The following is a 20515-nucleotide window of genomic DNA, read 5'->3' as shown; positions in this document are numbered from 1 at the left end:
TGATTGGCCAGGAGGCCGGGTGGCGCTCCTAGCCGGTGCTAGGAGGCCAGTTCCTTCAGTTGGATGTTGCGGAACGCGACCTGATCGTCGGCACCATGATTCTGGATGCCGAAGTAGCCGTCCTTCAGGCTGCGCGCCGGGTCGGTGTTGGTGAAGTCGTTGATCTTGACTCCGTTGAGGATGACCTGGACCCGCTCACCCTGGACCTTGATCTCGTAGCTGTTCCACTGGCCCGGAGGCCGCAGAACCTGGTCCCTGGCCTTGATGTTGGCCGACTTGAAGGTGTAGATCGCACCGGTGGTGCGGTCCGCCGCGTCCGAGGCGTCGATCTGGATCTCATAGCCGTTGTTGACGGCCGACCAGGGATCGTCGGAGGCCGGGAAGCCGATGAAGACACCGGAGTTGTCGTCCCCGTCCATCTTCCAGTCCATCTTCAGCGAGTACGCGCCGAGGGACTTGGGCTGGTACCACAGCATGCCCATGCCGCCCTCGGTGTGCAGCTCGCCGCCGCCGATGTTGAACTTGCCCGGTCCGGCCTGCTTCCAGCCTTCCAGGGTCTTCCCGTTGAAGATGTCCCGGTAGCCGGTGTCGGGCTTGCAGTTGGCCTTCACCTGGCCGGCCGCGTAGCGCAGACCGCCCAACAGGTGCTCGCGGAAGGCCGGTTCGGCGTACGACTCCTTGGTGTGGCCGCCGCCGGTGTAGAAGGACCGGCCGCCCTCGTACGTCTGGCACCAGGCGATCGGGTGGTCGCCCTTCATGGTGCCGCCCTGGTAGGTCGTCTCGTCGAGGGTGGCGAGGACCTTCACGTTCGAGCGGGGGTTGTCACGGTAGTTGTACCACTCGTCCGTGCGCTGCCACTCGTCGTCCAGGTGACCGGTGGCCGGGTGGGCCTTGTCCTCGACCCGTACGGTGGCCTGCTGGATCTGCGGGTGGCCGGAGAAGTACGCGCCGACCAGCTTGCCGTAGTAGGCCCAGTCGTACTCGGTGTCCGACGCGGCGTGCACGCCCATGTAGGCGCCGCCGGTGGAGATGTAGTACTCGAAGGCCTTCTGCTGCTCGGGGTTGAGGACGTCACCGGTGGTGGACAGGAAGACCACCGCGTCGTACCGGGCGAGGTTGTTGGTGGTGAACTGCGCCGCGGTCTCGGTGGCGTCGATGGTGATGTTGCTGGTCTTGCCCAGTTCCTTCAGGGCCGCGATGCCCTCCGGGATGGCGTCGTGGCGGAACCCGGCGGTCTTGGAGAAGACGAGGACCCGCTTCTCGGTCTTGCCGGCGGCCTGGTCGCTGATCTCGAAGTCGTCGAGGTCGTAGAGGTCGCCCTGGCCGCCCTTGAAGACCAGGAACAGCTCGGTGGTGGTCTTCGGGACCGAGCGCAGCGGTACGTCGATGTCCTGGAAGGTCTCCCAGCCACCGGTCACCGGGATCGGCGCGGAGCCGAGGAGCTTGCCGGTGGCGGAGCCCGTACGTACTTCGAGGAATCCGCCCGAGCCGCCGGAGGAGATCCGGGCGGTCAGGGTCTTGGATCCGGTCAGGTTGTACGGCTTGAAGGAGATCCAGTCGTCGTTGCTGATGTCGCCGACGGTCTTGCCGCCGTTGGCCGGGGCCTTGTCGTACGTCTTGATGCCCGACTGGTTGGTGAAGTGCTCGGCCTGCCGGTGGCGGGGCTGGAGCTGGACCTGGTCGTGCGTGGTGAGCGCGGCCTGGCCGCCGCCTCCGCCGTCGGTGTACTCGGCGTCGAGGACTCCGAAGATGTCGGCGTTGGGGTCGTGCTCGCCGTCCGCCGGGGCGGTGATGGTGCCTTCGCAGCCCTTGGCCGAGGTGATCGGGTGGCCGTGGCTGTCGTGGCCGAGCACGTAGTTGACGGTGACCTTGGCGCAGTCGATCGGACCGTCCTCGGGGTCGGTGACGGTGACCTTGAAGGGCAGCGTGTCGCCGAACTTGAAGAGGGCGCCGTCCGCGGGCACGGTGAGCGTCACCTTGGGCGCGGTGTTGCCGACGACGACCCGTACGGAGGCGGTGCCGGTGTGACCCTTGGGGTCGGTCGCGGTCAGCGTCGCGGTGTAGGTGCCGTTCTTCTTGTACGCGTAGCTCGGGTTGGGCTCGGTGGACTTGCCGCCGTCGCCGAAGTCCCAGGCGTAGGTGATCTCGTCGCCGTCCGCGTCCGTGCTGCCCGCGGAGGAGAAGTTCGTCCGCAGCGGTGCCTTGCCGGAGGTCTTGCTGGCGGCGGCCACGGCGACCGGGGCGCGGCCGTCGGCGATGTTCTCGATGCGGTAGACCGCCGAGTTCTCGTCGCCGCCGAACCAGGCGCGGCCGTAGTCGAGTACGTAGAGCGCGCCGTCGGGGCCGAACTCCATGTCCATGACCTGGGTGCCGGTCCACGGGAAGTCGTGGATGGCGGTGACGGTGCCGTCCGCCTCCTTCTCGATGCGCTTGATCCACTCACGCCCGAACTCGCCGGCGAAGAAGTCGCCGTCGTACTCCTCGGGGAACTTCGCCGGGGAGTCGAGCTCCGGGTCGAAGTTGTAGACCGGTCCGCCCATCGGGGACTCGGAGCCGTCGCCGAACTCGGGGACGTTGTTGCCGTTGTACGGGATCCAGGCGGCCTGGGCCGGCGGGAGGTCGGTGATACCCGTGTTGTGCGGCGAGTCGTTCTTGGGCGCCGCGCAGTCGAAGGCCGGACCGGCGGTGCCGGTCGCGAAGTCGTAGTCGCGGTAGGCGTCGTTGTCGCCGGTGCAGAAGGGCCAGCCGAAGTTGCCGGCCTCCGTCATCCGGGCGAACTCGACCTGGCCGGCCGGGCCGCGGGTCTCGGACGCCGAGCCCGCGTCGGGGCCGTACTCACCGACGTAGACGATGCCGGTCTTCTGGTCGACGTTGATCCGGAACGGGTTGCGGAACCCCATCCCGTAGATCTCGGGGCGGGTCTTGGCGGTGCCGGGGGCGAAGAGGTTGCCCTCGGGGACGGTGTACGAACCGTCCTCGGCGACCTTGATCCGCAGGACCTTGCCGCGCAGGTCGTTGGAGTTGCCCGAGGAACGCCGGGCGTCGAAGGCCGGGTTGCGGTTCGGGCGTTCGTCGATCGGCGTGTAGCCGTCGGAGGCGAAGGGGTTGGTGTCGTCACCCGTCGACAGGTAGAGGTTGCCGTCGGCGTCGAAGGCGATGTCACCGCCGACGTGGCAGCAGAGACCGCGGTTGGTCTCGATGTCGAGGACCTTCTTCTCGCTGGCCTTGTCGAGGGTGCCGTCCTCGTTCAGCGTGAAGCGGGAGAGCCGGTTGTACCCGTCGAAGGGGGCGAAGTCGGCAGCCGTGCCCGTCTCGGGTGCGTCACCGGCGGGGGTGTCGAGCACCGGGGAGTAGTAGAGGTAGATCGCGCGGTTCTCGGCGAAGTCGGGGTCGATCCCGACGCCTTGGAGACCTTCCTCGTCGTGCGTGTACACGTCGAGCTTGCCCGCGACCTTGGTGTCGCCGGCGGCGTCGGTTATCCGCAGTGTGCCGTCGCGTGAGGTGTGCAGGACCTGGCGGTCCGGCAGGACGGCGAGCGACATGGGCTCGCCGACCTCGTCGGCGCCCTTGGCGAGGGCGACCTGCTGGAAGTTGTCGTCCGTCGGGTGCGGGTCGTCCGGGTGGGCGGCGGCGGGGACGGCGGAGACGAGGCCGGCGATGAGGGCACCGGCCATGAGTGCGAGGAGGGATCTGGATCTATGACGTCTTCTGGGCACGAAAGTCCTCCAGGGGTGGGGCTGTTCGTACGTGCGGGTGTCGGGGGACGCCGAAGGCGCCGCTCCCGACGTGCTGGGATACGTCCTGTTTCAGCAACGTGTCCCCTACATCTCGCTGGACGTTAGCCCGGTTGGTCCGCGCCGGAAAGACCTTGCGCAGCAATTGGGTTCAACTTTTTCCCGACAGAGGACAAAGACAGAAATGGCAGACCGGACGGCCCGGCGGTGGTTGCTGGCCACCGCCGGGCACGTCCCTGTCACCGCACCGTGCCAACTACGAAGGCCCCTCCTTGAGTTGGATGTTTTTGAAGGAGACCTGGTCGTCGGCGCCGTGGTTCTGCAGGCCGAGGTGACCGTCCTTCAGGCTCCTGGCCGGGTCGGTGTTGGTGAAGTCGTTGATCACGACCCCGTTGAGGAGCACCTGGAGGCGTTCCCCGTCGACCTTCAGCTCGTAGCTGTTCCACTCACCCGGCGGCTTGAGCGCCTTGTCCCGGGCCTCGATGTCGGCGGCCTGGAATCCGTACACCGATCCCGTGGTGCGGTCGTCGGCGTCGGTGGCGTCGATCTGGACCTCGTAGCCGTTGGTCACGGCCGAGTTGACGTCGTCGGAGGCCGGGAAGCCCACGAAGACGCCCGAGTTGTCGTCGCCGTCCATCTTCCAGTCGAGCTTGAGCGAGTACGAGGACAGTTCCTTCGCCTCGTACCAGAGCAGGCCCATGCCGCCCTCGGAGCGCAGTTCACCGTCGACGACCGCGAACTGACCCGGTCCGGCCTGCTTCCAGCCGTCCAGCGTCGTGCCGTCGAAGATGGACGTGTAGCCGGGGTCGGGGTCCGGGCCGGGGTCGGTGCCGCCCGCCGGTGTGCAGTCGGCCTCGACCTGCCCGGTGGCGTACTTCAGTCCGCCGAGCAGATGGTCGCGGAAGGCCGGTTCGGCGTACGACTCCTTGGTGTGGCCGCCCCCGGTGTAGAAGGACCGGCCGCCCTCGTACGTCTGGCACCAGGCGATCGGGTGGTCGCCGCCCATGTTGCCGCCCTCGTAGCTCGACTCGTCCAGCGAGGCGAGTACACGGGCCTGTTCACGGGGGTTGGTGCGGTAGTTGTACCACTCGTCCGTACGGTCCCAGGTGTCCTCCAGATGGGCCGTGGCCGGGTGTTCGTGGTCCTCGACCTTCACCGTGGCGGGCTGGATCGCCGGATGGGAGTCGAAGTACGCCCCCACCAGGCCGCCGTAGAACTCCCACTCGTACTCGGTGTCGGCGGCGGCGTGGATGCCCAGATAGCCGCCTCCCCCGGCGACATACTCCTCGAACGCCGTCTGCTGCTCGGCGTTCAGCACGTCACCGGTGGTGGAGAGGAACGCCACCGCGTCGTAGTCCGCCAGGTTCTCCGCCGTGAACGCGCCCGCGTCCTCGGTGGACTCGACCGTGATCTCGGTGGACTCCCCCAGCTCCTTCAGGGCCGCTGTGCCGGCCTCGATGGAGTCGTGCCGGAAACCCGCCGTCTTGGAGAAGACCAGGACACGCTCGCCCGCCGCGGCGGGTGCCTCCCCGGTGATCTCGAAGTCGTCCACGTCGAAGAGGTCGCCCTCGCCGCCCTTGAAGGTCAGGACGAGGTCGGTCGTCTCCGCCGGAGCGCCGGTCAGCGGCACCTCGACGTCCTCGAACGTCGTCCAGCCGCCGGTGGCGGGCACCTCGGCCGAGCCGAGGACCGTGCCGTCGGCCGCGCCCGCCCGTACCTCCAGGGTGCCGCCGGCGCCGCCGGACGAGACCCGGGCGGTGAGCTTGGCGGCTCCCGCCAGGTGGTACGGCTCGAAGGAGATCCAGTCGCCGTTCGAGATGGAGCCGACGGTCTTGCCGCCGTTGGCGCCCTCCCGGTCCGTCACGGTGGTGCCGGACTGGTCGTTGGCGTGCTCGGCCTGCCGGTGCCTCGGCTGGATCTCGGACTGGCCGTGACCGGTGAGCGCGGCCTGGCCGCCGCCCCCGCCGTCGGTGTACTCGGCGTCGATCACTCCGAAGATATTGGCGTTGGGATCGTGTTCGGCGTCGGCGGGCGCCGTGATGGTGCCCTCGCAGCCGGTCTTCGAGGTGATCGGGTGACCGTGGCTGTCATGGCCGAGGATGTAGCGGACGGTGACCTTGGAGCAGTCGATGTCCTCCCCGTCCTCCGGGTCGGTCACGGTGACCTTGAACGGCAGTTCGTCGCCGAAGTTGAACAGCGTGCCGGGCGCCGGGAGTTCCAGCTTCACCGTGGGTGCGGTGTTGCCGACGACGACCTGCACGGACGCGCTGCCGGTGAGTCCTCCCGGGTCCTTCGCGGTGACGGTCGCCGAGTAGGTGCCGTTCTCCTCGAAGGTGTGGGTCGGGTTCGCCTCGGTGGAGGTTCCGCCGTCGCCGAAGTCCCAGGCGTACGTCAGCTCGTCACCGTCCGCGTCCGTGGTGCCCTCCGACGAGAAGGCCACCTCCATCGGTCCGGTGCCCGACGTCTTGTCGGCCGCCGCGACGGCGACCGGTGCGTAGCCCTCGGTGGCGTTCTCGATGCGGTAGAGCGCCGAGTTCTCGTCGCCGCCGAAGTAGCCGGTGCCGTAGTCCAGGACGTAGAGCGCGCCGTCGGGGCCGAACTCCTGGTCCATGACCTGTGTACCGGACCAGGGGAAGTCGTTGATCGACTCGACGGTGCCGTCGGTGCCCTGGTCGATGCGCTTGATCCACTTGCGGCCGAACTCGCCGGCGAAGAAGTTCCCGTCGTACTCCTCGGGGAACTTGACCTGCGAGTCGAGGTCCGCGTCGTAGTTGTAGACGGGACCGCCCATCGGGGACTCGGAGCCGTCGCCGAACTCCGGGACGCTGTTCCCGTTGTACGGGATCCAGGCGGCCTGGGACGGCGGCAGCTCGGTGAGGCCGGTGTTGTGCGGCGAGTCGTTCCTGGGCGCCGCGCAGTCGAAGGCCGCGCCGGAGGTGTTGGTGGCGAAGTCGAAGTCCTTGAAGGGCTCGTTGTCGCCGGTGCAGTACGGCCAGCCGAAGTTGCCCGCCTCTGTCACGCGGGCGAACTCGACCTGTCCGGCCGGTCCGCGGTCCGGGTTCGCCGCGCCCGCGTCGGGACCGTAGTCCCCGACGTAGACGACGCCCGTCTCCTTGTCGACGGAGATCCGGAACGGGTTGCGGAAGCCCATGGCGTAGATCTCGGGCTTCGTCTTCTCCGTGCCGGGGGCGAAGAGATTGCCCTCGGGGACGGTGTACGAGCCGTCGTCCGCGACCTTGATACGCAGCACCTTGCCGCGCAGGTCGTTGGAGTTGCCCGCCGAACGCCGGGCGTCGAACGCCGGGTTGCGGTTGGGCCGGTCGTCGATCGGCGTGTAGCCGTCGGAGGCGAAGGGGTTGGTGTCGTCGCCCGTCGACAGATACAGGTTGCCGTCCGCGTCGAAGGCGATGTCACCGCCGACATGGCAGCAGGTGCCACGGGAGGCGGGGACGTCGAGGACCTTCTTCTCGCTCGCCTTGTCGAGGGTGCCGTCCTCGTTCAGCGTGAAGCGCGAGAGCCGGTTGACCCCGTCGAAGGGGGCGAAGTCGGCGGCGGTGCCGGTCTCGGGCGCGTCGCCGGCGGGGGTGTCGAGTTTGGGCGCGTAGTAGAGGTAGACGGCCCGGTTCTGGGCGAAGCCGGGGTCCACGCCGACTCCTTGCAGTCCTTCCTCGTCGTGGCTGTAGACGTCGAGGGTGCCGGACACCTTGGTGGTGCCCCCCTCGTCGGTGATACGCAGTGTGCCGTCGCGCGAGGTGTGCAGGACCTGGCGGTCGGGCAGCACCGCCAGGGTCATGGGCTCGCCCGCTTCTTCGGCGCCCTTGGCCAGGGTCACCTGCTGAAACGTGGGGGCGGCGGCCTGTCTTCCAGGGTCGGCGGCGTTGGCCGGCACCGCGCTGAGGGTCGACCCCGCGAGCAGGGCGCCGGTCAGCAGTGCGAGAAGGGATCGGCCTCTGGGACGTCGTTGACTGTGCACGAGAGTCCTCCGGAAATGCCTGTGTTACGTGCGGGTCCGAGGTGGAAAGGAGCGTGGGGCTCGCCTCGGGTGGGGGGATGGGGGGAGTGCTCGTCCAAGCACCCGTATTCCCGCATCTGTTGCTCTCGGTCCGCTGTCTCGCCGGAGCGCGCCGTCGCACCGGTGATCAACATGTCCTGTACATCTCAGTGACCGTAACTCTGTTCGTCCGAGACGGAAAGCCCTTGCGCAGCGGTGAAGTTCAACTTTTTCCCGCCTCAGGACAAAGGTCATCCGGGCATGCCAGACGGCCCGGCGGTGAACTGGTCCCCGCCGGGCTCGTGTTGGATCGTATGGAGCTTGGTTACTCGCCGCCGCCGAACGCCGCGTCGAAGGACGCGGTGGGCCGGTCGAAGTCGAACCGCTTCAGATCGGCGAGCGCCTCGGGTGCGCCGGAGAGCCGGTCCATACCGGCGTCCTCCCACTCGACCGAGATCGGGCCCTCGTAGTTGATCGCTCCCAGCATGCGGAAGACGTCCTCCCACGGCACGTCGCCGTGCCCGGCCGAGACGAAGTCCCAGCCGCGCCGCGGGTCGCCCCAGGGCAGGTGCGAACCGAGCCTGCCGTTGCGGCCGTCGAGACGCTTGCGCGCCTCCTTGCAGTCGACGTGGTAGATCCGGTCCCGGAAGTCGTACAGGAATCCGGTCGGGTCCAGGTCCTGCCAGACGAAGTGGCTCGGGTCGAAGTTCAGCCCGAACGCGGGCCGGTGGTCGACCGCTTCGAGCGCCTGCTTCGTCGTCCAGTAGTCGTACGCGATCTCGCCCGGGTGGACCTCGTGGGCGTAGCGCACACCCTCGGTGTCGAAGACGTCGAGGATCGGGTTCCACCGCTCCGCGAAGTCCTCGTAGCCGCGCTCGATCATGCCGGGCGGCACCGGCGGGAACATCGCCAGCAGATGCCAGATCGACGAACCGGTGAAGCCGATGACCGTGTTGACGCCGAAGGCCGCGGCGGCACGCGCCGTGTCCTTGATCTCCGCGGCGGCACGCTGACGTACGCCCTCGGCCTCCCCGTCGCCCCAGATGCGGGACGGCAGGATGTTCTGGTGGCGCTCGTCGATGATGCTGTCGCAGACCGCCTGGCTGACCAGGTGGTTGGAGATCGCCCAGCACTTGAGGCCGTACTTGTCGAGCAGCTGGTGGCGGCTCTCCAGATAGCCCGGGTCGGCGAGCGCCTTGTCGACCTCGAAGTGGTCGCCCCAGCAGGCCAGTTCCAGACCGTCGTAACCGAAGTCACGGGCGAGCCGGCAGACCTCTTCCAGGGGCAGATCGGCCCACTGGCCGGTGAACAGCGTGAACGGGCGAGGCATACGGACCTTCCTAGACTTGAGTTCCGGACGGGGCCGGCACGGGTGTGTAGATGGCGTTCTTCTCCGCGCTGTCCTCCACGGCGGCGAGGACCCGCTGCACCTGGAGACCGTCGGCGAAGGAGGGCGCGGGATCGGTTCCGGCGGCGATCGCCTCGACCAGATCCTTGGCCTGGTGCACGAAGGTGTGCTCGTAGCCGAGACCGTGGCCCGGCGGCCACCAGGCGTCCAGATACGGGTGCTCGGACTCGGTGACCAGGATCCGCCGGAAGCCGGCGGTGACCGCGGGCTCCGACTGGTCGTGGAACGACAGCTCGTTGAGCCGCTCCAGATCGAAGGCGAGCGAGCCGCGCTCACCGTTGATCTCCAGGCGCAGCGCGTTCTTGCGTCCCGCCGCCATCCGGGTCGCCTCGAAGGACGCCAGCGCCCCCGAGGCGAGGCGTCCGGTGAACAGCGCGGCGTCGTCCACCGTGACCGGGCCCGTCTCCGCGCCGCCGGACGCCGAGAGACCGGCCGACGCCCCTGAGAGCAGCGGCCTCTCCCGTACGAACGTCTCGGTCATCGCCGAGACCCCCACCAGCGGCTCCCCCGCCAGGAACTGGGCGAGGTCCACGATGTGGGCGCCCAGGTCGCCGAGCGCCCCGGACCCCGCGTGCTCACGCTTGAGCCGCCAGGTGAGGGGGAAGTCGGCGTCGACCAGCCAGTCCTGGAGGTAGGTGACCCGGACGTGCCGCAGCGCGCCGAGCCTCCCCTCCTCGATCAGCCTGCGGGCGTACGCGATGGCGGGCACCCGGCGGTAGTTGAAGCCCACCATGGCCAACTGGCCCCGGGACCTGGCCGCTTCGGCCGCCCGGACCATGGCCTCGGCCTCGGCGACCGAGTTGGCCAGCGGCTTCTCGCACAGGACGTGCTTGCCCGCCTCCAGCGCGGCGATGGCGATCTCCGCGTGGCTGTCCCCCGGCGTGCAGATGTCGACCAGCTGCACGTCGTCACGCGCGATGAGGTCCCGCCAGTCGGTCTCCGCGGCGGCCCAGCCGAGTTTGTCGGCCGCCTTGGCGACGGCCGTCTCGTCCCGCCCGCAGATGGCGGCCAGGTGCGGCCGCATCGGCAGATCGAAGACATGTCCCGCCGTGCGCCAGCCCTGGGAGTGGGCGGCACCCATGAACGAGTATCCGATCATGCCGATACCGAGTGGCGGCGGTGCGCCGGCTTCCTTCTCCGACGCTTCCCTGCTGGTCATAAGGGAGTACTCCTCGTCTCTCGCGCGTGTGGGGGCTGGGGGGCGTCCTGTCGATCAGGCCGGACAAGACACCCCCCAGGACCTGTCAGGTCCTGACTGGCGGAGCCGGTCAGCTGAATCCCTGGGGCAGGTACTCGTCGATGTTGGTCTTGTCGACGACCGCCGAGAACAGCGTCACCTGGGCCGGGATCTCCAGACCGGCCAGGCCGCTGACGCCCTTGCTCTGGCCCAGCGCGCGGGCGAGGTCGATCGCCGACGACGCCATGATCGGCGGGTACAGCACGGTCGCCTTCAGGACGCTGTTGTCGGCCTTGATGGCGTCCATCGCCGCCTTGGCACCGGCGCCGCCGACCATCAGGAAGCCGTCACGGCCGGCCTGGTCGATGGCGCGCAGCGCGCCGACGCCCTGGTCGTCGTCGTGGTTCCACAGGGCGTCGAACTTGGACTGCGCCTGGAGCAGCTGGGCCATCTTGGCCTGGCCGGACTCGACGGTGAAGTCGGCCGCCTGGCGGGCGACCTTCTTGATGTTCGGGTAGTTCTTGAGCGCGTCGTCGAAGCCCTGGGTGCGCTGCTTGGTCAGCTCCAGGCTGTCGGGGCCCGACAGTTCGATGACGGTGGCGTTGGCCTTGTCCTTCAGCTTCTCGCCGATGTAGTTGCCCGCGTTGACGCCCATGCCGTAGTTGTCACCGCCGACGTAGCAGCGGAAGGCCTGCGGGTCGGCGAAGATGCGGTCCAGGTTGATGACGGGGATGCCCGCGCGCATCGCTTTGAGACCGGCCTGGGTGAGGGCCTTGCCGTCGGCCGGCAGGATCACCAGGACGTCGACCTTCTTGTTGATCAGGGCGTCGATCTGGCCGATCTGGGCGGCGGTGTCGTTCGAGCCCTCGGTGATGTCGAGGGTGACGTCCGAGTACTTCTTCGCCTGGCTGCGGGCGTTGTCGTTGATCGCGTTGAGCCAGCCGTGGTCCGCCTGGGGGCCGGCGAAGCCGATGGTGACGGCCTTGCCCGGCTTGTCGTCGGCCGCCGGCTCGTTGTTCGCGGCCGGCTCGTCCTTCTCGTTGCTGGTACAGGCGGTCAGGAGGGCACCCGCGGAAATGGCGGCGGTGCCGAACAGCAGACCTCTACGGCTCGTTTCTGGCATGGCGGTTCGTCCCCTTCAGGAAAGCTCTTCGAGCGGTACGTCGGAAGCGGTGCGTAGGGAAGCGGTACGAGGTCGGGCCCCGGGGTACGGGGTCAGCCCTCCCCGTTGCGCGCCGTGCGGCGCTGGACCAGTACGGCGGCGACGATGATCGCGCCCTTGGCGATCTGCTGGACGTCGCTCTGCAGGTTGTTGAGCGCGAAGATGTTGGTGATCGTGGTGAAGATCAGGACACCGAGGACGGAGCCGACGATCGTGCCGCGGCCACCGCTGAGCAGGGTGCCGCCGATGATCGCCGCCGCGATGGCGTCGAGCTCGTAGAGGTTTCCGTTCGTGTTCTGTCCGGAGCCGGAGAGCACGATCAGCATGAAGGCCGCGATACCGCAGCACAGTCCGGAGAACAGGTACAGATACAGCCGCTGCCTGCGGACGTCGATACCGGCGAGGCGGGTCGCCTCCGCGTTGCCGCCGACCGCGATCGTGCGGCGGCCGAACGTCGTCCGGTTCAGCAGCAGCCAGCCGACCACCGTCACCACCGCGAAGATGATGACGAGCGGCGGGATCCCGAGGATGTACGAGTCCCGGGCGCCGAGGTCGAGCACCGACTTCAGGGTGACGATCTGCGTGTTGCCGTCGGTGATCTGGAGGGCCAGACCACGGGCGGACGCCATGATCGCGAGAGTCGCGATGAACGGCGCCATGCCGCCGTACGCGATCAGCACACCGTTGACCAGACCACAGGCCAGACCCACGATGATCGCGGTGAACAGGATGCCGGCGAAGCCGTACTCCTGGGTCGCCAGGGTCGTCGCCCACACCGAGGCCAGGGCCACGATCGCGCCGACCGACAGGTCGATGCCGCCGCTGGTGATGACGAACGTCATGCCGACGGTGACGACACCGATGATCGACGCCTGGGTCAGCACCAGTTGGAGGTTGCTGGTGTCCAGGAACTGTTCGGGCTTGGTGATACCGCCCACGACGATCAGGGCGGCGAGCACGCCGAGCAGCGAGAGGGTACGGAAGTCGAGACGCAGCCCGAGCGGCGGGCCGCCCTTGGCACCTCCCGGCGTCTTTCCGGCGGGCTTGTTCAGCGGTACGGGTACGGCGTCGGCGGCGGGTGCGGCGTCGGGCCCGCCCTGCTGCGCCTCAGAGGCAGGCTGTTTCATGGCGTCGGACTCCCTTCCATCACAAGGTCGAGTACACGGTGCTCGTCCAGCTCCTGGGCCGGTGCCTTGTGGACGACACGGCCCTCCCGGAGCACCAGCACCCGGTCGGCGAGGCCAAGGACCTCGGGGACCTCGCTGGAGACGAGAAGTACGGCGAGGCCGTCGTCGGCCAGCCGGCGGATCACGGAGTAGAGCTCGGCCCGGGCGCCGACATCCACACCGCGGGTGGGTTCGTCGAGGAGCAGCACCCGGCAGCCGCGGAGCAGCCAGCGGGCGAGGACCGCCTTCTGCTGGTTGCCGCCGGACAGGGTGCGGATGATCGCGTCGGGGTTGTCGGGGCGCAGGGAGAGTTCCTGGGTCGCGGCCCTGGCGGCCTTGCGCTCGGCGGCGCTGTCCAGCCAGCCGGCGCGGGAGAACCGGGACATGGACGACACCGACACGTTGCGGGTGACCGACTGGATGAGCAGCAGGGCCTGGGCCTTGCGCTCCTCGGGGGCGAGGCCGAGTCCGGCGCGCACGGCGGCGCGGACGCTGCCGGGCTTCAGCTCCTTGCCGTCGACCAGGACCCGGCCGGCGGTGGGCTTGCGGGCGCCGAAGATGGTCTCCAGGATCTCGGAGCGTCCCGAGCCGACCAGTCCCGCGAGGCCGACGATCTCGCCGGGCCGCAGTTCGAGGTCGACCGGTTCGAACTCCCCTTCCCTGGTGAGACCTTCGGTCCGCAGCACGGGCTCGCCGCGCGGGGCGTCGGCGAGCGCCGGGCGGTCGGGGAAGACGTACGCGACCTCGCGGCCGGTCATCAGGGAGACGACGTCGCTGGTGGGGGTCTCCTTCGCGGGCAGACCCACGGCGACGGTGCGGCCGTCCTTGATGACGGTGACGCGGTCGCCGATGCGGCGGATCTCCTCCAGGCGGTGGGAGATGTAGATGACGGCGACACCGTCGGCGGTGAGGGTGTCGACGATACGGAAGAGGTTGTCGACCTCGTCCGGGTCGAGCGCCGCCGACGGCTCGTCCATCACGATGAGGCGTACGTCGTGGGAGAGCGCGCGGGCCATGGAGACGATCTGCTGGTGCGCGGCGGACAGTTCACCGACCTGGCGGCCCGCGGGGATCTCGGGGTGGCCGAGCCTCGCGAGGAGCGCGGTGGCGGCGGTTCTGGCCTCGCCGCCCTTGACGATGAAGCCGGCGGAGGTCGGCTCGTGACCGAGGAAGATGTTCTCGGCGACCGACAGGCCCTCGACCAGGTCGAGTTCCTGGTAGATGGTCGCGATGCCGAGCTTCATCGCCGCGATGGGTGACTTGAGCTGGACCTCTTCGCCGCGCCAGGTGATGACACCGTCGTCGGGCTGGTGCGCGCCGGCGAGCACCTTGATGAGTGTGGACTTGCCGGCCCCGTTCTGGCCGAGCAGACAGTGGACTTCGCCTGCCTGGACCTCCAGGTCCACGCCGTCCAGGGCGCGGACGCCCGGGAACAGCTTGGTGATGCCGGACATGGTGAGCAGGTGGCCTTCGGGTGGTGCTGGTGCCATGGCGTATCCCCTCGGCGGATGCGGCCGGTGAGCGGGCGTGCGGGCGTGCGGAACAGGACGTGCGGATGCTGCGGATGGTGCGGCTGGTACGAGTGATGCGGCTCGTGCGGGACGTGCGGCTTGTGCGGGTGATGCGGCTCGCGCAGGTGGCGTCGGATGGTGCGTGGCGCCGTGACCGGTGATGCTTTTGTTATGCTTTTTGCCGTTATTTCGCTGTTATCTCGATGGTGCGGGTGAAGCGTGTGCCGTACGGCCTGACGTCGGGGTGCCGGTGTCAGGCCGGGGAGAAGAGGTGGTCGCTGATGAGGCGGGCCGCGCCGGTGACTCCGGCGGTCGGCCCCAACTCCCCCAGAACGATGGGGAGGTTGCCGGTGGCCAGCGGCAGTGACTGGCGGTAGACCTGGGTGCGGACGCTGGCCAGCAGGGTGTGGCCCAGCCCGGTCACCCCGCCGCCGATCACGACGAGGCCCGGGTTGAAGAAGCTGACGAGCCCGGCGATGACCTGGCCGACCCGGTTGCCGCCCTCGCGGATGAGGTAGAGGGCGGTGGGGTCGCCGGCCGCCGCGGCGACGGCGACGTCGGCGGCGGTGAGCCGGCCGGACGCTTCGAGGCGCGCGGCGAGTTCGGCGGAACGGCCCGTACGGGCGGCGTCCTCGGCGTCCCTGGCCAGCGCGGCGCCGCTGAAGTGGGCTTCCAGGCAACCCCTGTTGCCGCAGACGCAGGCGCGGCCGTCGGGCTCGACCCGGATATGGCCGATGTCGCCCGCGCTGCCGGTCGTACCGCGGTAGACCTCGCCGCCGACGACGATGCCGCAGCCGATACCGGTGCCGATCTTGATGCAGAGGAAGTCGCCCACGGAGCGTGCGACGCCCGCGTGCTGCTCGCCCATCGCCATCAGATTCACGTCGTTGTCGACCATGACGGGGCAGCCGAGGTCCTGGCTGAGCGCCTCACGTACGGGGAAACCGTCCCAGCCGGGCATGATCGGCGGCGCGACCGGTACACCTTCGGGGAAGCGGACGGGGCCGGGGACGCCGATGCCGGCGCCGTCGTAACCGTCGGCGAGTCCGGATGCCTTGAGCTTGGCGGCCATCGCGAGCACCTGCTCGAAGACGGCGACCGGGCCCTCGCGGACGTCCATGGGGTGGTTGACGTGGCCGAGCACTTCGAGTTCGGCGTTGGTGACGGCGACGTCGATGGACGTGGCGCCGATGTCGACGCCGAGGAAGCGGAGGGCGGGCGCGAGCCGGATGTTGTGGGAGCGACGGCCGCCGCGCGACGCGGCGAGTCCGTCGGCCACGACGAGTCCGGTCTCCAGCAGCCGGTCGACCTCGACGGCGAGCTTGGAGCGGGAGAGGTCGACCTGATCGCCGAGCTGGGCGCGGGAGTTGGGCCCACCGTCACGCAAGAGCCGGAGCAGTCGCGCCTGATGAGCGTTCGCGGGTCGTGCGGTCATACGTCTCACGCGCCCCTCCCCGCCTCTCGGCTGTGTGTGCGTCGCTACGTCGGGTGTCGTTTCGACGGGCTTTCGAGGGGAACGTAGCAGCGCTTTCCCCGAGTGGGAAGAAGTTGCGCAGGAATCCCTCCTAACTTTCTCCACAGTCAGGACAAAGACGTGTGACCGTCCGTCGGGACCGGGCACGCGAAAGGCGCCCCCGCCAGGTGCCGGGGGCGCCTCACTCTTCATTCGCACATGTGCGAATCCGTCGGATCGGAGTCCGGCACTCGGGTCCTGGTGTCAGACCCGGGTGTCAGACCTCGGCGTCAGACCCGGGTGTCAGACCGGGGTGTCCCCGCGGTGGTGGTACGTGGTGCGCGTCTGCTCCGTGTGGCGGCGCATGACCTCCGTCGCCGCCTTCTCGTCCCGCGCGGAGATGGCCGCGATCAGGGCCCGGTGCTCGATCCAGGACTGCTTGCCGCGCTGCCGCGCCACCGGCGTGTAGTACCAGCGCACCCGGCGGTCCACCTGCGCCGCCAGCTCCGCCAGGACGACGTTCCCCGCCAGCTCCATCACCTTGGCGTGGAACGCGGCGTTCGTCGCGACCGTGAGATCCACGTCGTCGTCGGCCACCGACTGCTCGCCCTTGGCGCAGAGCGCCTCCAGCGCCGCGATCCCCGCCGAGCCAGAATTCGCAGCCGCAAGCCTCGCCGCCTCGGCCTCCAGGAGGGTTCGGACCGAGAGCAGTTGGTCCGCCTCCGCCTCGGTCGGCTCGTGGACGAACGCGCCCTGGGCAGGACGCAGATCCACCCATCCCTCGGTGTTCAGCCGCTGCAGCGCCTCACGTACGGGCTGGCGGGAAACCCCGAGATGACCGGCGAGTTCGCTCTCCACCAGATGCTGTCCGGGCCGGAGCTGGCGGACCGTGATGAGCTCAAGGAGGGCCTCGTAGACGCGCTCGCGCAGCGGGCCAGGGCGTTCGAGTTTGGGCACTGAGCCCTGCGGCAGTCCTGCGGACAACATTGCGGTCCCCCATTCCTGGCTGATCTACGGTAAAGACCTCGGCAACAGAGAGCAACGATTGGCTATCGTCTACAGTCTACCGAGAACCGTAGCGGATCAGGGGCAGCGGATGACCTGCCCGGCGTAAGAGAGATTTCCGCCAAACCCGAAAAGCAGCGCCGGAGCGCCGGATTCCACCTCGCCGCGCTCCACCAGCTTGGACAGCGCCATGGGGATCGACGCGGCCGAGGTGTTGCCGGAGTCCACGACGTCGCGCGCGATGACCGCGTTGACCGCGCCGATCTTCTGGGCGACGGGCTCGATGATCCGCAGGTTGGCCTGGTGCAGCACGACGGCGGCCAGGTCCTCGGGCGCGATGCCCGCGCGTTCGCAGACCTTGCGGGCGATCGGCGGGAGCTGGGTGGTGGCCCAGCGGTAGACGGACTGGCCCTCCTGCGCGAAGCGCGGCGGGGTGCCCTCGATCCGTACGGCGTTGCCCATCTCCGGCACCGAGCCCCAGAGCACCGGGCCGATGCCCGGCTCCTCGCCCGGCCGGACCGCCTCGACGACCGCCGCGCCCGCGCCGTCGCCGAGAAGGACGCAGGTCGAGCGGTCGGTCCAGTCGGCGATGTCGGCCATCTTGTCCGCGCCGATGACCAGCGCACGGGTCGCGGCGCCGGCCCGTACGGCGTGGTCGGCGGTGGCGAGCGCGTGGGTGAAGCCGGCGCAGACCACGTTGAGGTCCATCACGGCCGGCGAGCCCATGGAGAGCCGGGCGGCCACGCGCGCGGCCATGTTCGGCGACCGGTCGATCGCCGTGGACGTGGCGACCAGGACGAGGTCGATGTCCGCGGGGGTCAGGCCGGCCGCGGCGAGCGCCTTGGCGGCCGCGTGCGCGGCCAGCTCGTCCACCGACTCGTCGGGGCCGGCCACATGCCGTGTCTTGATCCCGACACGGCTCGTGATCCACTCATCACTGGTGTCGACCATGCCCGCCAGGTCGGCGTTGGTGAGCACCTTGGCGGGCTGATAGTGCCCGAGCGCGGCGATACGAGTGCCGGTCATGCCCGGGACCTCCTCTGGGTCGACGTCAGGAGATCCCCAGTCTCGTCAGCGACTCACGAGTAAGGGGGCAGGCGACCCAACAGGATTACCCGCCTCCTCTTGGAGACTCCGGATCATCCGGCGTCCTCCGGGGCCACCCGACGTCACCCTGTGTCACCCGGTGAACAGCTGAGTGGCCTTTCGGACCAGTTCATACAGACCGTACGCGAGAGGGACGCCTACCCAGAGCCACGCGAAGACGATCAGCGCGGTGCGCCGGGACTCAGACACTGCGCTCCCGCTCTCCGGTGCTGTGCTCATCGGGGGTCTCCTTCCGTTCTTCGGACGCCGGTGCTTCCGGCTTCGTGCCGGGTGTGTTGTCCGGCAGATGGTGGCGCGGATGTACGGGGCGGACCAGCTCGTTGGCCACGAAGCCGACGACGAGCAGCCCGATCATGATGGTCAGCGACAGTCCGTACAGTCCGGGTCCGCTCTTGCCCGCCTCCTCCTGGCTGTCGGCGACCCGGTTGACGATGAGCGGGCCGAGGACGCCGGCCGCCGACCAGGCGGTGAGCAGCCGTCCGTGGATCGCGCCCACCTGGTAGGTGCCGAACAGGTCCTTGAGGTAGGCGGGGACGGTCGCGAAGCCGCCTCCGTAGAAGGAGAGGATCACCAGCGCGCAGATGATGAACAGCGGCTTGGACGTGTCGCCGAACTGCGCGATCAGCAGATACATCAGCGCGCCGACGCCCAGATAGAGGCGGTAGGTGTTCTTCCGGCCGATCACGTCGGAGGTGGACGACCAGCCGATCCGGCCCGCCATGTTGGCCGCCGACAGCAGCGCGACGAAACCGGCCGCGGCCGAGACGGAGACCGGTGTGCCGGTGCCGGCGAAGAAGTCGGTGATCATCGGGGCGGCCTTCTCCAGGATGCCGATGCCCGCGGTGACGTTCATACAGAGGACGATCCACAGCAGCCAGAACTGCGGTGTGCGCACGGCCGACTTGGCGGAGACCTGGGCGGTGGTGATCAGCGCCGATCGCTCCGGCGCCGCCGCCTTCGGTGCCTTCGGTGCCGCGTCCGGGCGCGGCACGCGGATCAGCAGGACGCCGAGCAGCATGAAGACCGCGTAGACCAGGCCGTGCACGAGGAATGCCTTGGCTATGCCGTCACTCGTGGAGCCGAACGACTCCAGCATCTGCGCGGACCACGGCGACGCGATGAGCGCGCCGCCGCCGAAGCCCATGATCGCGATGCCGGTCGCCATGCCGGGCCGGTCGGGGAACCACTTGATCAGCGTCGAGACGGGCGAGATGTAGCCGATGCCGAGCCCGATGCCGCCCACGAAGCCGTAGCCGAAGACGATCAGCCAGAACTGCTCGGTCGCGGCGCCGAGCGCGGACAGCAGGAAGCCGGACGAGAAGCAGACGAGGGCGACGGTCATCGCCCAGCGTGGGCCGTTGCGTTCGACGAGCGTGCCGCCGAAGGCGGCGGACAGGCCGAGCATCACGATGCCCAGCTGGAAGGGGAGGGCGCTCTGGGTGCCGGAGAGGCCGAGAGCGGATTCCAGCGGCGGCTTGAACACGCTCCAGGCGTAGGCCTGACCGATCGAGAGGTGCACCGAGAGCGCGGCGGGGGGTACCAGCCAGCGGCTCCAGCCGACCGGGGCGAGTGGTGGGGTCATGGTCGCGCAGCCTAGGAACCGTCCGGACGGTTTGGGAAGATCTTTGACCCGTTCATGTCCAGGTCGAAGCCGACCGTATGCCGACGACAGAAGTCTTGTCGGCAGTTATTCCATACTGTAGACAATATATCGTCGGCAAAGTATGTCCCTTTCGCTGATTCCGCGCTTCTCCCAACACCCTCAGAGCGAACGGAGAGCCCCACGGTGAAAGTCGCAGTCGTCGGCGCCGGAGCGATCGGCGCCTATGTCGGAGCCGCGCTCGATCGAGCAGGCGCCGAAGTCCATCTCATCGCCCGTGGACCGCACCTGGCGGCCATGAGGCAGCACGGAGTCCGGGTGTACAGCCCGCGCGGCGATTGGACCGCGCGGGTGCACGCCACCGATCAGCCGGCCGACATCGGTCCGGTCGACTATGTGTTCCTGGGCCTCAAGGCGAATTCGTACGCGGCGTGCGGGCCGCTCATCGCGCCTCTCCTCCAGGAGCACACGGCGGTCATCGCCGCCCAGAACGGCATCCCCTGGTGGTACTTCCACCGGCACGGCGGCCCGCACGACGGCCGCCGGATCGAGAGCGTCGACCCCGGCGGCTCGGTCAGCGCGGTCCTGCCGCCGGAGCGCGCCATCGGCTGCGTGGTCTACGCGGCGACGGAGCTGGAAGGACCGGGCGTCGTACGGCACTTGGAAGGCACCCGGTTCTCTATCGGGGAGCCCGACCGGTCGCTCTCGCCGCGCACCAAGGAGTTCGGCGAGGCCATGCGGGCGGGCGGACTCAAGTGTCCGGTCGAGGCCGAACTGCGCGACGAGATCTGGATCAAGCTCCTCGGCAACATCTCCTTCAACCCGATCAGCGCGCTGACCCGCGCCACGATGCGGGAGATGTGTCTGCACCGCACCACACGGGAGGTCATCGAACTGATGATGACCGAGACGCTCCGGGTGGCCGAGGCACTCGGCTGCCACCCGGACATCTCCGTCGAACGCCGGCTGGCCGGCGCGGAACGGGTCGGGGACCACCGGACCTCCACACTCCAGGACCTGGAGAAGGGGAAGCCGATGGAGCTGGACGTGCTGCTCGCGGCCGTCGTCGAACTCGCCGCGATGTGCGACATCGAGGTGCCGACGCTCCGCACGGTCGACGCGATCTCGGACCTGCTGGCCCGAGGCGTGGCCGCGTAACGGCGGGACCGGTTACGCCTGTTCCCGGTCGCCGGAGGGGCCC

Annotated in this window: 12 protein-coding genes; 1 reads left to right on the top strand and 11 read right to left on the bottom strand. The window is 68.9% G+C overall.

Annotation, left to right across the window (positions count from 1 at the left end; all coding sequences use genetic code 11):
• Positions 1-38 precede the first annotated feature (38 nt).
• The 11 genes from ACFUN8_RS26940 to ACFUN8_RS26890 all read right to left on the bottom strand — a co-directional run bounded on the left by ACFUN8_RS26940 (position 39) and on the right by ACFUN8_RS26890 (position 19296).
• Positions 39-3674 (bottom strand): ThuA domain-containing protein, encoded by a 3636-nt coding sequence (locus ACFUN8_RS26940; protein ID WP_383642656.1) that lies wholly within the window; start codon positions 3672-3674, stop codon positions 39-41.
• Between the two features lie 316 nt (positions 3675-3990).
• Complete coding sequence (locus tag ACFUN8_RS26935; RefSeq protein ID WP_383642653.1) at positions 3991-7707, bottom strand: ThuA domain-containing protein; 3717 nt, start codon at positions 7705-7707, stop codon at positions 3991-3993.
• 343 nt (positions 7708-8050) lie between these two features.
• Complete coding sequence (locus tag ACFUN8_RS26930) at positions 8051-9055, bottom strand: sugar phosphate isomerase/epimerase family protein (RefSeq protein ID WP_383642650.1); 1005 nt, start codon at positions 9053-9055, stop codon at positions 8051-8053.
• A gap of 10 nt (positions 9056-9065) precedes the next feature.
• Positions 9066-10292, bottom strand: coding sequence for a Gfo/Idh/MocA family protein (locus ACFUN8_RS26925; RefSeq protein WP_383642647.1), 1227 nt, complete (start codon positions 10290-10292; stop codon positions 9066-9068).
• A 109-nt stretch (positions 10293-10401) separates the two neighbouring features.
• Positions 10402-11433, bottom strand: coding sequence for a substrate-binding domain-containing protein (locus ACFUN8_RS26920; RefSeq protein WP_383642643.1), 1032 nt, complete (start codon positions 11431-11433; stop codon positions 10402-10404).
• A gap of 92 nt (positions 11434-11525) precedes the next feature.
• The gene (locus ACFUN8_RS26915; RefSeq protein ID WP_383642641.1) at positions 11526-12599 is read right to left on the bottom strand and encodes an ABC transporter permease; all 1074 of its coding nucleotides are present in this window, start codon (positions 12597-12599) and stop codon (positions 11526-11528) included.
• Positions 12596-14128 carry a sugar ABC transporter ATP-binding protein gene (locus ACFUN8_RS26910; RefSeq protein WP_383642638.1) on the bottom strand — a complete coding sequence of 511 codons (1533 nt, stop codon included), beginning with the start codon at positions 14126-14128 and terminating at the stop codon, positions 12596-12598. The genes ACFUN8_RS26915 and ACFUN8_RS26910 overlap by 4 nt, the downstream gene beginning before the upstream one ends.
• A 274-nt stretch (positions 14129-14402) precedes the next feature.
• The gene (locus tag ACFUN8_RS26905; protein WP_382571622.1) at positions 14403-15584 is read right to left on the bottom strand and encodes an ROK family protein; all 1182 of its coding nucleotides are present in this window, start codon (positions 15582-15584) and stop codon (positions 14403-14405) included.
• Positions 15585-15905: 321 nt separating this feature from the next.
• Positions 15906-16589 (bottom strand): GntR family transcriptional regulator, encoded by a 684-nt coding sequence (locus ACFUN8_RS26900; RefSeq protein ID WP_383642636.1) that lies wholly within the window; start codon positions 16587-16589, stop codon positions 15906-15908.
• 96 nt (positions 16590-16685) lie between these two features.
• Positions 16686-17633: a beta-ketoacyl-ACP synthase III gene (locus ACFUN8_RS26895; protein ID WP_383642633.1), complete on the bottom strand. Its 948-nt coding sequence runs from the start codon at positions 17631-17633 to the stop codon at positions 16686-16688.
• Between the two features lie 262 nt (positions 17634-17895).
• Entirely contained in the window at positions 17896-19296 is a 1401-nt protein-coding gene (locus ACFUN8_RS26890; RefSeq protein ID WP_383642630.1) for an OFA family MFS transporter, read from the bottom strand.
• A gap of 204 nt (positions 19297-19500) precedes the next feature.
• Here ACFUN8_RS26890 and ACFUN8_RS26885 point away from each other — a divergent pair, with 204 nt between their 5' ends.
• The gene (locus ACFUN8_RS26885) at positions 19501-20472 is read left to right on the top strand and encodes a 2-dehydropantoate 2-reductase (protein WP_383642627.1); all 972 of its coding nucleotides are present in this window, start codon (positions 19501-19503) and stop codon (positions 20470-20472) included.
• The last annotated feature ends 43 nt before the right edge of the window (positions 20473-20515 follow it).

This window comes from Streptomyces sp. NPDC057307 (genome assembly GCF_042667665.1).
GTDB lineage: Bacteria > Actinomycetota > Actinomycetes > Streptomycetales > Streptomycetaceae > Streptomyces.
The sequence above is the reverse complement of the archived record's forward strand: the minus strand, read 5'-3'. Positions and strand labels throughout refer to the sequence as shown.

Coding starts and splice junctions, on each gene's coding strand:
- ACFUN8_RS26940 (WP_383642656.1), bottom strand. CDS start 3,674: ATGGCCGGTGCCCTCATCGCCGGCCTCGTCTCCGCCGTCCCCGCCGCC.
- ACFUN8_RS26930 (WP_383642650.1), bottom strand. CDS start 9,055: ATGCCTCGCCCGTTCACGCTGTTCACCGGCCAGTGGGCCGATCTGCCC.
- ACFUN8_RS26925 (WP_383642647.1), bottom strand. CDS start 10,292: ATGACCAGCAGGGAAGCGTCGGAGAAGGAAGCCGGCGCACCGCCGCCA.
- ACFUN8_RS26920 (WP_383642643.1), bottom strand. CDS start 11,433: ATGCCAGAAACGAGCCGTAGAGGTCTGCTGTTCGGCACCGCCGCCATT.
- ACFUN8_RS26915 (WP_383642641.1), bottom strand. CDS start 12,599: ATGAAACAGCCTGCCTCTGAGGCGCAGCAGGGCGGGCCCGACGCCGCA.
- ACFUN8_RS26910 (WP_383642638.1), bottom strand. CDS start 14,128: ATGGCACCAGCACCACCCGAAGGCCACCTGCTCACCATGTCCGGCATC.
- ACFUN8_RS26905 (WP_382571622.1), bottom strand. CDS start 15,584: ATGACCGCACGACCCGCGAACGCTCATCAGGCGCGACTGCTCCGGCTC.
- ACFUN8_RS26900 (WP_383642636.1), bottom strand. CDS start 16,589: ATGTTGTCCGCAGGACTGCCGCAGGGCTCAGTGCCCAAACTCGAACGC.
- ACFUN8_RS26895 (WP_383642633.1), bottom strand. CDS start 17,633: ATGACCGGCACTCGTATCGCCGCGCTCGGGCACTATCAGCCCGCCAAG.
- ACFUN8_RS26890 (WP_383642630.1), bottom strand. CDS start 19,296: ATGACCCCACCACTCGCCCCGGTCGGCTGGAGCCGCTGGCTGGTACCC.